Source organism: Candidatus Defluviilinea gracilis (assembly GCA_016716235.1).
Taxonomy (GTDB): domain Bacteria; phylum Chloroflexota; class Anaerolineae; order Anaerolineales; family Villigracilaceae; genus Defluviilinea; species Defluviilinea gracilis.
Genome location: JADJWS010000001.1, coordinates 142696 through 155317 on the forward strand (window position 1 = coordinate 142696; position 12622 = coordinate 155317).

General features: G+C 51.3%; 12 protein-coding genes, 1 pseudogene and 1 riboswitch. All 13 genes and pseudogenes read left to right on the forward strand.

Annotated features, from left to right (window positions below; all coding sequences use genetic code 11):
• Positions 1-10: 10 nt before the first annotated feature.
• Positions 11-143, forward strand: a riboswitch (SAM riboswitch).
• A 106-nt stretch (positions 144-249) separates the two neighbouring features.
• The 13 genes and pseudogenes from IPM31_00670 to IPM31_00730 all read left to right on the forward strand — a co-directional run bounded on the left by IPM31_00670 (position 250) and on the right by IPM31_00730 (position 12618).
• On the forward strand, positions 250-498 hold the full coding sequence (locus IPM31_00670; protein MBK9005486.1) for a type II toxin-antitoxin system Phd/YefM family antitoxin: 249 nt from the start codon (positions 250-252) through the stop codon (positions 496-498).
• Positions 495-914, forward strand: coding sequence for a type II toxin-antitoxin system VapC family toxin (locus IPM31_00675; GenBank protein ID MBK9005487.1), 420 nt, complete (start codon positions 495-497; stop codon positions 912-914). Before IPM31_00670 ends, IPM31_00675 begins: the two co-directional genes overlap by 4 nt.
• Positions 905-1345, forward strand: a complete 441-nt coding sequence (locus IPM31_00680) for a nuclear transport factor 2 family protein (GenBank protein ID MBK9005488.1) — start codon at positions 905-907, stop codon at positions 1343-1345. The genes IPM31_00675 and IPM31_00680 overlap by 10 nt, the downstream gene beginning before the upstream one ends.
• Positions 1346-1418: 73 nt before the next feature.
• Complete coding sequence (locus IPM31_00685; protein ID MBK9005489.1) at positions 1419-2087, forward strand: Type 1 glutamine amidotransferase-like domain-containing protein; 669 nt, start codon at positions 1419-1421, stop codon at positions 2085-2087.
• A gap of 112 nt (positions 2088-2199) precedes the next feature.
• Complete coding sequence (locus IPM31_00690) at positions 2200-3264, forward strand: type I restriction enzyme HsdR N-terminal domain-containing protein (GenBank protein ID MBK9005490.1); 1065 nt, start codon at positions 2200-2202, stop codon at positions 3262-3264.
• Positions 3257-7249, forward strand: coding sequence for a homocysteine S-methyltransferase family protein (locus IPM31_00695; GenBank protein MBK9005491.1), 3993 nt, complete (start codon positions 3257-3259; stop codon positions 7247-7249). Before IPM31_00690 ends, IPM31_00695 begins: the two co-directional genes overlap by 8 nt.
• On the forward strand, positions 7246-8085 hold the full coding sequence (locus IPM31_00700; GenBank protein ID MBK9005492.1) for a hypothetical protein: 840 nt from the start codon (positions 7246-7248) through the stop codon (positions 8083-8085). Before IPM31_00695 ends, IPM31_00700 begins: the two co-directional genes overlap by 4 nt.
• A gap of 27 nt (positions 8086-8112) precedes the next feature.
• A pseudogene (locus IPM31_00705) lies at positions 8113-8561 on the forward strand (hypothetical protein).
• Positions 8562-8595: 34 nt separating this feature from the next.
• Entirely contained in the window at positions 8596-9240 is a 645-nt protein-coding gene (locus tag IPM31_00710) for a transposase (protein ID MBK9005493.1), read from the forward strand.
• A 33-nt stretch (positions 9241-9273) separates the two neighbouring features.
• Entirely contained in the window at positions 9274-11121 is a 1848-nt protein-coding gene (locus IPM31_00715; GenBank protein ID MBK9005494.1) for a bifunctional homocysteine S-methyltransferase/methylenetetrahydrofolate reductase, read from the forward strand.
• Between the two features lie 78 nt (positions 11122-11199).
• Entirely contained in the window at positions 11200-11499 is a 300-nt protein-coding gene (locus tag IPM31_00720; GenBank protein ID MBK9005495.1) for a BrnT family toxin, read from the forward strand.
• On the forward strand, positions 11483-11800 hold the full coding sequence (locus tag IPM31_00725; GenBank protein ID MBK9005496.1) for a ribbon-helix-helix protein, CopG family: 318 nt from the start codon (positions 11483-11485) through the stop codon (positions 11798-11800). The genes IPM31_00720 and IPM31_00725 overlap by 17 nt, the downstream gene beginning before the upstream one ends.
• A 47-nt stretch (positions 11801-11847) precedes the next feature.
• Complete coding sequence (locus IPM31_00730) at positions 11848-12618, forward strand: type III pantothenate kinase (GenBank protein ID MBK9005497.1); 771 nt, start codon at positions 11848-11850, stop codon at positions 12616-12618.
• Positions 12619-12622: the final 4 nt, after the last annotated feature.

Here is a 12622-nt window from a genome sequence, read left to right on the forward strand (position 1 = left end):
TTTACGGACTTGCTCATCCAGAGAAGCTGAGGGACCGACCCGTTGACGCTTCGGCAACCAGGCAGTGATTAGTGATCAGTGATCAGTAATCAGTGAAGAAGGTGCCAACTTCGGCGCATGACAGTTCATGCGAGAGATGAGAGATGATATGCGCTGCGCGTGTCGCCTCTCACTGTGAGAGGCGTTTTTGTTTCGCGGCGATCGGTCTGTGATAAAATCTAGACCGACTAGACACGAAAGGAGATTCTGATGAACGACGCTTGGCAGATCCAGGATGCGAAAAATAAATTGAGCGAGGTGATTGCGCGCGCCCTCAAGCAAGGACCCCAACTCATTACGCGGCACGGCGAGAAAACCGTCGTTGTGGTCTCTTACAATGAGTACGAGAAACTCCGCAAGTCGCAGGGCAAACTTTCCGAGTTCTTCCAAGCCTCCCCGCTGGCTGGTCTCGACCTGAAACGCGACAAAAGCCTGCCGCGCAAGGGATTCAAAGCATGAAAGCCCTGCTCGACACCTGCGTAATTTCCGAGCTGGTCTCAAAGAAGCCCAATCCAAAAGTAGTCGGGTATGTGGACCTGCTCGACCCCGAAGACGTGTTCTTGAGCGTCATCACCATCGGCGAGATCGTCAAAGGTATCGAGAAGTTACCAAAATCCCGCCGCAAAACGGACTTGCAAAGTTGGCTCAAGGAAGATTTACTCGTCCGCTTTGAAGGGAACGTTGTCGCTCTCGACACAGACATTCTCATCGCATGGGGCACATTGACCGCGCGACTCGAATCCGTTGGCAAGGCCATGCCTGCCATCGACTCGCTCATCGCCGCGTCGGCGCTGGCAAAAAAGATGACGCTGGTCACGCGCAACGTTGGCGACTTTGAAGGTGCAACTGTGGAGATTGTAAATCCATGGGAATAAGCATTGACGACCACCTCGCCATTCAAGCCGTGATCGCCCGCTTCGCCAACAGTTTTGACCTGAAGGACTGGGACGGACTGCAAGCCTGCTTCACCGAATCCATCTTCACGGATTATGCCGACCTGCGCGGCACGCCGCCTGAGACGATTACCGCCAGCGAATATGTGCGCCTGCGCCGCGAATCGCTGGACGCGTTGAAACTGCATCATCTGGTGAGCAATTACGAAATTGACTTCGCCGATGCAAACTCCGCGACCTGCCGCGCTTCGATGATGGTCTGGCGCAACAATGACGTTGAAGTATCCGCCAGTCACTGTTTTTATACGTTTCAATTGAAGCGGCTAGAGACTGGCGCTTGGAAGATCAGCGGCATTACGCAAAAGATTTTTTGGAATGACGGGAGTTCGTCGGCGCAGAAAGGCGCGAAATAATCAAGACCTCCGAGTTCTCTAAGAACTCGGAGGTCTAACCACCCGCGCTGGAAGATGCGCAAGGGATCAAATAATGAGTCGTAAATTAGCTTTTTACAGCGATCAACAAATTGAACGGTCATCAGCCATGGATGAACGGTTGCTCAATTTAATTGGCAAGCAACATCCAGTGATTGGATATATTCCTTCCTCAGCCGATCCTAAAAGAGCCTGGTTCGAACAGCAACAGGCTTATTACAAATCATTGAACGCCAACTTGTCCGTCTATTTTGAATTGGAAACCGAGTACGATCCTGAAAAGATCGAAGACCTTCTTGCCTGTGATGCAATTCATTTGTCGGGAGGCTCCACTTATAATTTTCTATACTGGCTTCGCGCACGACGATTTATCCCCCTTCTAAGAGACTATGTGGCAAACGGCGGCGTGTTGATTGGCGTAAGCGCTGGCGCGATCCTGATGACACCAGAAATATCAACGACTTGCCTTTGCGGAGAGCAACCATCGCATAATCTAAACGACCTTTCCGCGCTAAATTTCGTTGACTTCGCCTTCCTGCCTCACATAAACCAAATCGAGTCGCCAGAAGCCAAGCTGATCGAATATTCTGTTACCCAAAAGCGCAAAATATTCGGATGTAATGATGGCGACGGAATTATTGTAGACGGCGACAACATCCAATGTATTGGCAATCTAATATGCGCAGAAAATGGGAATCTGCAAACTGCGGCTAGTCCGCTGTAGCGGACTTCCACGTACTGAGGCAGGGCTTTAGCCCACCGAATCACCCCATCGCAACCACCCCGCGCTGGAAGATGCGCAAGGATTGGAAGCTTGAACATAGAAGGAAAATAGTATGCCGCCAAAATCATTTTATGAAATAGATCCTAAAAAGTATTTATTTGAGAGAAATACAACGCCCGAGGAAAAAGTTCGTCAATGGGCTTTATTTGAATTATTGTCAACCTATGGATACAACATTAATAATATACAAATCGAAGTGCAATGTAAAATCGGTAGAAACTATTTTCCTGCCGACATTGTGCTTTACTACAACAATTCCCCTGTCGCCGTACTTGAATGCAAAAAACAGGATGAAACGAATAAAGAAGAAGCCTTCAAACAAGGAATAAGTTATGCCAATTTTCTCCAAGCCGAGTTCGTGGTATTTACGAATGGGGATGTATGGCTTGCAAAAAGAAGGCTTGATTCTGAATGGCATCCAGTATCCGATATCCCAAATCAAATTCAAGTAGAGAGCAAAAAGACAATAACATCAACGCTATGGTTTACACAAAACATTGAACCTGTACTTTATTGGACGTATCAATCAATACCTAAACAATATGCACATAGATATTTCTCACAGCTATGTAACTTTTATATTATGGAAATTAGATCAGATCATAATTTGGACTTTGATCTATGTAATGGGATTGACAATATTCTTCGAGTTCTAGGAGGAATGAGCGAAGAACCAAGCTTTGAAATCACCGATTACAGGATGGGGAAAATTATGGTCGCGTATAAACTTTGCGGTAAATACTTCGACAAACTAGAAGTTCAACATGGGTTTAAGGGACAGGATTTACATGGTTACAATTTTCGAGAATTGCTCGGAGGGTTATTAACCGCCTTTGATGAAATTGTTTTTGCCCATAATGAGCTAACTTTTAAAAACGTTTTACTCGCAAGAATGGGAAGTTCGCTTTGCAAATATTTATGGCGGGTTTCCGAGTCGAATCAGTATCAAGATGTTTCACCAAACACAACAAGGGAAATTGAAAATTTTCTTGATGAAATTATTAAGTTAGAGTTAGGTGTTGGATTGCCAGAATCTTTGGATACAGGATTATGTGAAGAATTGAGAAGCTTAACATCGTCAAAATGGGAAGACCATCTTAGGAGTAATAATGTCTAATCGCAAATACACCAACCGCTCGTACCTCGACGCCCTCGAGAAGAAAATCCTCGTCTTCGACGGCGCGATGGGAACGAGCCTGCAAGTGCAAAACCTGACTGCCGAACATTTCGGCGGCGAACAATATAACGGATGCAACGATTACCTCGTCATCTCATATCCCGAAGCCGTGGAAAAAGTCCATCGGTCGTTTCTTGAAGTCGGCGTGGACGTTCTTGAAACGGATACCTTCCGCTCGAATCGTTTGACGATGGTGGAATATAGCTTGCAAGACAGAATCATTGAAATCAATATGGCGGCGGCGCAATTGGCAAAACGACTCGCCAATGAATACGCCGAGAAAACAGGTCAACCAAGATTCGTCGCTGGCTCGATTGGACCGAGCGGCAAACTTCCCTCCACCAACGACCCCGACCTGTCGAACGTCACATACGATGAGTTGATCGCCGCGTTCGCCGAGCAGGCTGAAGGTCTGATTCGAGGCGGCGTGGATGTCCTGCTCATCGAAACGTCGCAAGACATCCTCGAAGTCAAAGCCGCGATCGCGGGTCTGCATCAAGCCTTTGAAAAGACTCAAATCTATTTGCCGATTCAGGCGCAGGTCACGCTCGACACGACGGGACGCATGTTGCTCGGCACCGACATCAACGCCTCGCTGACGATCCTCGAAGGCATGGGCATTGACGTGATCGGTCTCAACTGCTCCACAGGACCCGAACACATGCGCGAGCCGATTCGATTCCTCGGCGAAAATTCCACGCTCCCCGTTTCGTGCATCCCCAACGCGGGACTTCCGCTCAACGTGGACGGGCAGGCTGTATATCCGCTTGAACCTGAACCGTATGCGAATGACATGTACGAATTTGTGACGAAGCATCATGTGCGTGTGGTTGGCGGATGTTGCGGCACGACGCCCGCGCATCTCAAACTTTTGGTGGATAAACTTGCCGATTACCAATTGCCCGATAGACAACCGCTTCAGACTACGCCTCAGCTTGCCTCTGCAATGTCGGCGATTGCCATGCGTCAAGACCCCGCCCCCACCCTGCTCGGCGAACGCTGTAACGCGCAAGGTTCGCGCAAGTTCAAGCGACTCCTGCTCGAAGAAGATTACGACGGCATTTTAGATATTGCCCGCGATCAAGTGGCTGGCGGCGCGCACGCGTTGGATATTTCCGTCGCTGTCACCGAACGCGCCGACGAAGGCGAACAGATGCGCAAGGTCATCAAGAAATTGCAAATGGGCGTGGACGTTCCGCTCGTCATTGATTCCACCGAAGTGGACGTTTTGGAGATCGCCTTGCAAACCGCGCCTGGGCGTTGCTTGATCAACTCCACGCATCTGGAAGCGGGTCGCACCAAAGCCGATAAAATTTTCGCGCTCGCCAAAAAATATAACGCCGCCGTCATCTGTCTCACGATTGACGAAAAAGGCATGGCGAAAACCGCGCAACATAAATATGAAGTGGCGCAACGCATCTACGACATCGCCGTCAACGAGCATGGACTCAAAGCCGAAGACTTAGTCTTCGACGATCTGACCTTCACGCTCGCAACAGGCGACGCGGAATTTATCGACTCCGCTAAAGAAACTATCGAAGGCATTCGCCTCATCGAAGAAAAACTGCCAGGCGTGATGACCTCGCTGGGCGTGAGCAACCTGTCCTTTGGGTTTGCCGCGCAAGCCCGCCCCGCCTTGAACTCGGTCATGCTCTATCACTGCGTGCAAGTTGGTTTGGATATGGCGATCGTCAACGCGGCGCACGTCAAGCCGTATGCGGAAATTGATCAAGAAGAGCGCGACCTGTGCGAAGATCTAATTTTCAATCGCCGTGGAGATGCTTTGCAGAGATTCATTCAACATTTTGAAAATGTAGAAATCTCAGACAATACAGTCGCCGACCCCACCGAAGGCATGACCTCCGAACAAAAACTTCACTGGAAGATCGTCCACCGCTTCAAAGACGGCGTGGAAGCGGATATTGATGAGATTATCAATCGCTCCCTCCTCCCTAACCCTTCCCCCGAAGGGGGAAGGGAATCCCCTCTCCCTTCGGGAGAGGGCGAGGGTGAGGGCAAGCCGCGCAAGTACAACCCACGCCTCCCCGACGAACTCAAAGAACGCATCCGCGAACTTCGTCAAAATGCAACTGATGCCGAGAAATTAATGTGGCAGCTTCTTCGCAATCGTGCGATTCATGATGCCAAATTTCGCAGGCAACATCCAATTGCAAGTTATATTCTCGACTTCTATTGCCATGAAGCAAAGCTGGCGATTGAACTTGATGGGAGTGGTCACCTAGAAGACAAGCAAGCAAAATATGATGACGAACGCACGAAGATTTTGAACGAACAAGGAATTCGAGTTCTGAGATTCTGGAATAATGATGTTCTAAAAGATACAGAATCTGTTCTGAACGAAATTTGGATTGCTTTGGAGGAAGCTTCCGCGACCTCCCTCATCCCCAACCCTTCCCCCGAAGGGGGAAGGGAGCCAGTTCCATCGAAACACGAAGTAGCCGTCCACACCCTCAACAACGTCCTGCTCCCCGCCATGAAAGAAGTCGGCGACAAGTTCGGCGCGGGCGAATTGATTCTGCCCTTCGTGCTTCAATCCGCTGAAGTGATGAAGAAGACCGTCGCGCATCTCGAAAATTATCTCGAAAAGATGGAAGGCGTCACAAAGGGAACGGTCGTCATTGCCACCGTCTATGGCGACGTGCATGACATTGGCAAGAATCTGGTCAAGACCATTTTGGCGAACAACGGCTACACCGTCGTGGACTTGGGCAAACAAGTCCCTGCTGAGACGATCATTACGAAGGCTATTGAAAACAACGCGACCGCAATTGGCTTGTCTGCTTTGTTGGTGTCCACGTCCAAGCAGATGCCGCTCATCGTCAACGAACTGCATCGGCGCAAGCATCAAATCCCCGTGCTGATCGGCGGCGCGGCGATCAATCGCCGCTTCGGGCGTAGAATTTTGCAAACCGAAAGCGGAGACTTCTACGAGTCAGGCGTCTTCTATTGCAAAGACGCGTTTGAAGGCTTGGACACAATGGACGCGCTGATTGACGAAGAAAAGCGTTTCGATCTAGTGGAAAAAATGCTCAAAGAATCGGCGATGGAATTGAGCCATGCCGCGCAGACCGAAACCGCCGCGCCAAGCGGACAACGCTCGAACGTCGTCCCCGCGCCGATTCCCTTGCCCGAAAAACTCGGACAGCGCATCGTCAAAGATATGCCGCTCGAAATGGTTATGCAACATCTCAACATCAACGAGTTGTATCGTTTGTCGTGGGGCGCAAAGAACACACACGGCGCCGAATGGGATAAGTTGAAAAAAGAATTTGACGCGCGCCTGATCTCGATGAGCAAAGATGGCTCCAAACGCGGCTGGCTCAAACCGCAGGCGGTGTACGGTTACTTCGCCTGTCAAGCCGACGGCGAGGAATTGATCGTCTATGCCGACGCGCAAGGTAAAAAAGAAGCGGCGCGTTTGATTTGTCCGCGCCAGCCGAACGGAGATTTCCTCGCGCTTTCGGATTATTTCGCTTCGGTCGAATCGGGTCAGTTGGATACGGTCGCGTTACAAATCGTCACCGTCGGCAAAGCCGCCACCGCTCTATTTGAAGAGTTGCAAGCCGCCAACGATTACACCGAAGCCTACTTCGTGCATGGACTCGCCGTCCAAGCCGCCGAAGCGACCGCAGACTATATCCACAATCACATCCGCCGCGAGTTGGGGATCGGCGCAAAGCAAGGCAAACGCTACTCGTGGGGCTACCCCGCCATCCCGATTCTTGAAGATCACTTCAAAGTCTTCAAACTGCTCCCCGCCGCCGAATTGGAACTTGGGCTGGGGCTTTCCGTTTCAGGACAGATCATCCCCGAAGAATCCACCGCCGCCATCGTCGTTCCGCACAAAGACGCGAAATATTACACGCTCGGAGAAACGCGGGTGGAACAGTTGATGAAACAATGAGCCGTATTTTAAAAAACAGCAACTTTCATCGAATTGTCATTGGTTTTATCGTGGCGCTAGGATTAAGTTTCGTGCTTGCGCCCTTTGTGCCACCTGCCATTGACTGGACAACGGCGTTTCGTCCTGCTGTTCTAAATTTATTATCTGGGCGCTCGCCGTATGACAGCCCGCTAATCGTTCATGCCCCATGGGGATTGCTCATGCTAACCCCATTTGCGCTACTTCCAGAGACTGTGGGCAGAGTTATGCTGATCTTCGTTGGCATTGCATCCTATGCTGTTGTCGCGCATCAACTGGGAGCAAAACCGATATCAGTTGTATTTCTGCTTATATCTCCGCTCGTCCTTCACGTCCTCTTGAACGGAAATCTGGATTGGCTGGCTGTTCTTGGCTTTGTTCTCCCGCCACAAATTGGCCTGTTTTTCATATCCATCAAACCACAAGTCGGTTTGGCAGTAGCTCCGTTTTGGTTAATTGAAACATGGCGGCACGGTGGTTGGAAACAAGTTTTCAAAACTTTTGCGCCGTTTACTGTCGTATTGTTCATCTCCTTTGCCTTATTTGGCTTTTGGCCATTTAAAGCGGCTAGTTATTCTGATCTGTGGTGGAACGCCAGTCTATGGCCCATGTCTATCCCTGTTGGTCTTGCATTATTTGTAACCGCACTGCGAAAACGGAAACTTGAATATGCCATGGCGGCTTCGCCGTGTCTCTCTCCGTACGTCCTATTTTATTCATGGGGTGGCGCTTTGCTTGCAATTATTTCATCTGTGCCTGAAACCATCGCCGCCGTAATTGGATTATGGATTCTTGTGGCAATTAGATATTTCTCGTAAGATTCAGTACAAGATTGGAAAAAGATCATGACTCAACCAACTTTTCTGGAAAGGCTTTCGAACACCACCCTCCTCGCCAACGGCGCGATGGGGACGATGCTCCACACGCGCGGAGTAGGATTCGATAAATGCTTCGATGAGCTCAACCTCACGAATCCTTCTGCGGTGGCAGAGATTCACCGCGAGCACATCGAAGCGGGTACGCAGTTGATCATCACCAACACATCCGCCGCGAGCTGGGACTCGGCGCGAAACAAGGCAAACGCTACTCGTGGGGCTATCCCGCCATCCCAATTCTTGAAGATCACTTCAAAGTCTTCAAACTGCTCCCCGCCGCCGAATCCGAACTTGGGCTGGGGCTTTCCGATTCGGGGCAGATCATCCCTGAAGAATCTACCGCCGCCATCGTCGTTCCGCACAAAGACGCGAAATATTACACGCTCGGCGAAACCAGAGTTGAGCAGTTAATGCGGTAGAACAAATTGCCAATTTGTTCTACAGGAGCCTCCCGTGAGTCAATTTTCCTACAAGAATTACTACCGCCGAAACCTTCCCCATATCCAGCCTGAGGGAGCAACGCTATTCATTACTTTCAGACTAGCAAATTCGCTTCCCAAAGAGATAATTGAGAAACTAAGAATAGAAAAGGACGAAACCGAAAAGAAAATTGCTCGGATTTCCGACAACAAGGAACGAGAAAAACAACTCTATTTGGCGCATCGCCGCCTTTTCGGCAAATGGGATGACGCGCTTGACATGCTCGCTCATGGCGAAAAATATCTCTCCAATCCACAGATAGCAGATCTGGTTGCGGAAAGTTTACTCTATCGAGATGGTAAAGTTTACGACCTGGAGACTTTTTCCATCATGCCAAATCATGGGCATCTTGTATGCGCGCCGCTCAAGAATCCAGAAGGTACGTACTTTTCACTTGCGAAAATCATGCACTCGCTCAAACGTTATACTGCTTATGAAGCAAATCAAATTTTGGGGCGTTCTGGCGCATTTTGGCAACATGAAAATTACGACCACTATGTTCGGGACGAAGCCGAACTCGAACGTATTATCAAGTATGTGATCAACAATCCAGTCAAAGCAGGTTTAGTAGACGATTGGAAAAGTTGGAAGTGGACTTATTGCAAATATGACATGTAGAGCAAATTGGCAAATTGCTCTACGGAGATAACAATGACAAATAAATTCTTAGACATCCTAGCCTCCCAGACCCTCCTCGCCGATGGTGCGATGGGAACCATGCTCCACACGCGCGGGGTGGGATTCGATAAATGCTTCGATGAACTCAATCTCACCAATCCCTCCGCTGTGGCGGAGATTCACCGCGAGTACATCGAGGCGGGCGCGCAGTTGATCATCACCAACACGTTCGGCGCGAATCGATTCAAACTCACCAAGCACGGATTGCAGGACGATGTCGCAGAGATCAACAAAGCCAGCGTTGACCTTGCCAAGCGCGTCGTTGCCGCGTCGTTCAAGGATGTGTTGGTCGCGGGGGATGTCGGTCCGCTGGGGGTGCGGATCGCTCCGTTTGGGCGAGTCCAGCCTGAGCAGGCGCGAGAGGCGTTTGCGGAGCAGATCCGCGCGCTGGCGGACGCGGGCGTTGACGCGATCGTCATCGAGACGTTCAGCGATCTGTACGAGATCCGCGAAGCCATCAAAGCCGCGAAAGAGACATGCGATCTGCCCGTCGTTGCGTCGGTCACGTTCACGCGCGATGATAGAACTTTGCTCGGCGATGAACCGATGAAAGTGGCGCGGACATTGCGCGACGCGGGCGCGGATGTGATCGGCGTCAACTGTTCGGGCGGACCCGCGCAACTGTTGCGCATCTTGAAGCAGATGAAGCAAGCCGTGCCAGACGGGAAATTTTGGGTGAAGCCGAACGCGGGCTGGCCCGAACAAGTGGGCGGACGAATCATGTATCCCGCCGATGCGGAGTACTTCGGCGATTACGCGCTGTCGTTCCGCGAGACGGGCGCGGTGATCGTCGGCGGATGTTGCGGCACGACTCCGCAACACGTCGCCGCGATGAGGAAGGCGCTGGATTCTTCGGCGCGATCTTCGGTGTTGATTCAGACTTCCGAAGTCTTCGAGACTTCGGAAGTCTCCGAGACCGAGCCCCCAACTCAATTCGCGCAAAAATTGGAACGCGGCGAATTTGCAATTTCAGTAGAAATGGACCCGCCGCGCGGACTCTCGACTCACAAACTGCTGGCGGGCGCGTCTCTCCTCGCCGACGCGGGCGCGGATGTGATCAACGTCGCCGATTCGCCGATGGCGCGGATGCGAATGTCGGCGTGGGCGGTGTGCGACGTGGTGCAACGCAAAGTGGGAGTCGAGACGACGATCCACTTCCCCACGCGCGGACGGAATCTTTTGCGCGTGCAGGGAGATTTACTCGCCGCGCACGCGCTCGGCATCCGAAATATTTTTGTTGTGATGGGCGACCCAACCGCTATCGGCGATTACCCCGAAGCGATGGACAATTACGATCTCGTGCCGTCGGGTCTCATCAAACTCATCCAGCAGGGATTCAACGAAGGCATTGACCATTCAGGCACGAGCATCGGTCAGCCCACAAATTTCTTCGTCGGCGCGGCGTTAAATTTGTGTCCGCCCGATGTGGACAACGAAATTAAAAACCTGCATCGCAAAGTAAAAGCGGGCGCAGACTTTTTCCTCACGCAACCCGTCTACCGCGCGGACGATGGACCAAAATTACTCGAAGCATACGAAGCGAAACACGGCAAACTGGACAAGCCGATTCTGGTCGGCATCCTGCCGTTGGTCGGCGTTAAACACGCGAACTTTTTACACAACGAAGTGCCTGGCATTTCGATTCCCGATGAGACGCGGAAACGGATCGAAGCGGCGGGCGACGAAGGCGTGAAGGCTGGGGTGGAGATCGCGGTCGAATTGGTGGAGCAGGCAAAAGCGTGGGCGGGAGGCGTGTACATCATGCCCCAATTCCACAAGTACGATATGGTCGCGGAGATCGTGGAGAAAGTGAAATCGTAAACAGCGCGCAGGTACGCGCGTGTTTCCGTGTATACTTCCTCAACACGTTTCTGCAACATCCATTAAAAGGACCCGTTCATGGACATCACATACCAACTTCAAGGCATGGAGTTTGAATGGGATGAAAGCAAAGCCGCCGCCAACATTCAAAAACATGGCGTGACCTTCGAAGAAGCCGTGGAAGTTTTTCTTGATCCGTTCTTTCAGACAGGCGACGCTTCGGCAGACGGCAAAGAAGAACGCGATTTTATAATCGGGTATACTTTCTCTCAGCGGCTTTTACTGGCTGTATATACGGCGCGAGCGACACGCACGCGGATCATTTCCGCCCGACCCGCTACCCGCGCCGAAAGGAAAGTCTATGAAGAAGCAGACTGACGAAACCCTCATAACCGAAGAAGGATTTGAGTTGCGCCTGCGTCCTCGCGCGGCGAGACCTGTCACAATTCACATCCCCGCCGACGCGCTGGCGACCCTTGAAAAAATCGCGGCGGGCCGTGATATGTCTGTGGAAGCCTTGCTTAAGTTATACATTGGTCAATCTATGCGGCAGGAAATTGCAAAACTTTCCGCCGATCGCGTTCTTGAAAAAACCGAACAGGTTCTTAGACAACATATCAGCTCAAAGGATGAGGTTTCAGCCATCTTGAAAGAAATCCGCATTGAAGTTGCTCCCTAACGGTATGACCTCCCTCCAATCTCGAAGCCTCTACTCTCTTCATCCCCATGCTCCTCGTCATTGACCTCGGCAACACCAACCTCACACTGGGCTTGTACAATGGAAACGATCTCGGCGCCCATTGGCGGCTTGCCACCGATCATGCGCGCATGCCCGACGAATATGGTTTGCAAATGCAAGGCTTGTTGCAAAACGCAAAAGTGACCGCCAAACAACTCACGGGGGTTTGTCTCGCTTCCGTTGTGCCACAACTGACGGGGCGGGTGATTCAAGCCTGCCGCGAATATTTGGATCAAGAGCCGTTCGTCATTGACGTGGGAATCAAAACAGGCGTCAAAGTGAAATACGAAGACCCGCGCGCAGTCGGCGCGGATCGAATCGCGGACGCGGTCGCTGTCGTATATCTCTATAAAGGTCCCGCGTGCATCATTGATTTCGGAACAGCCACCACGTTCAACGCGGTCAATAAAGACGGCGAGTATCTCGGCGGCGCGATCACCGCGGGCATCAATCTCGCCACCGAAGCGTTGTTCACGCACGCCGCAAAACTTCCGCGCATTGACTTGCAACGCCCGCCTTCGGTCATCGGTCGCAACACAGTCCACGCGATGCAGGCGGGTTTATTGTTCGGGTATGTGAGCATGGTCGAGGGCATGGTCGAACGTTTTCGCAAAGAACTCGGTCCCACGATGAAGGTCATCGCAACGGGCGGTCTCGCTGAGATCGTCGCGCAAGAGACCGATGTCATTCAGATCATCGCCCCGTGGCTCACGCTCGACGGCTTGCGAATTTTGTGGGACATCAATCATCCGATCTAAACAG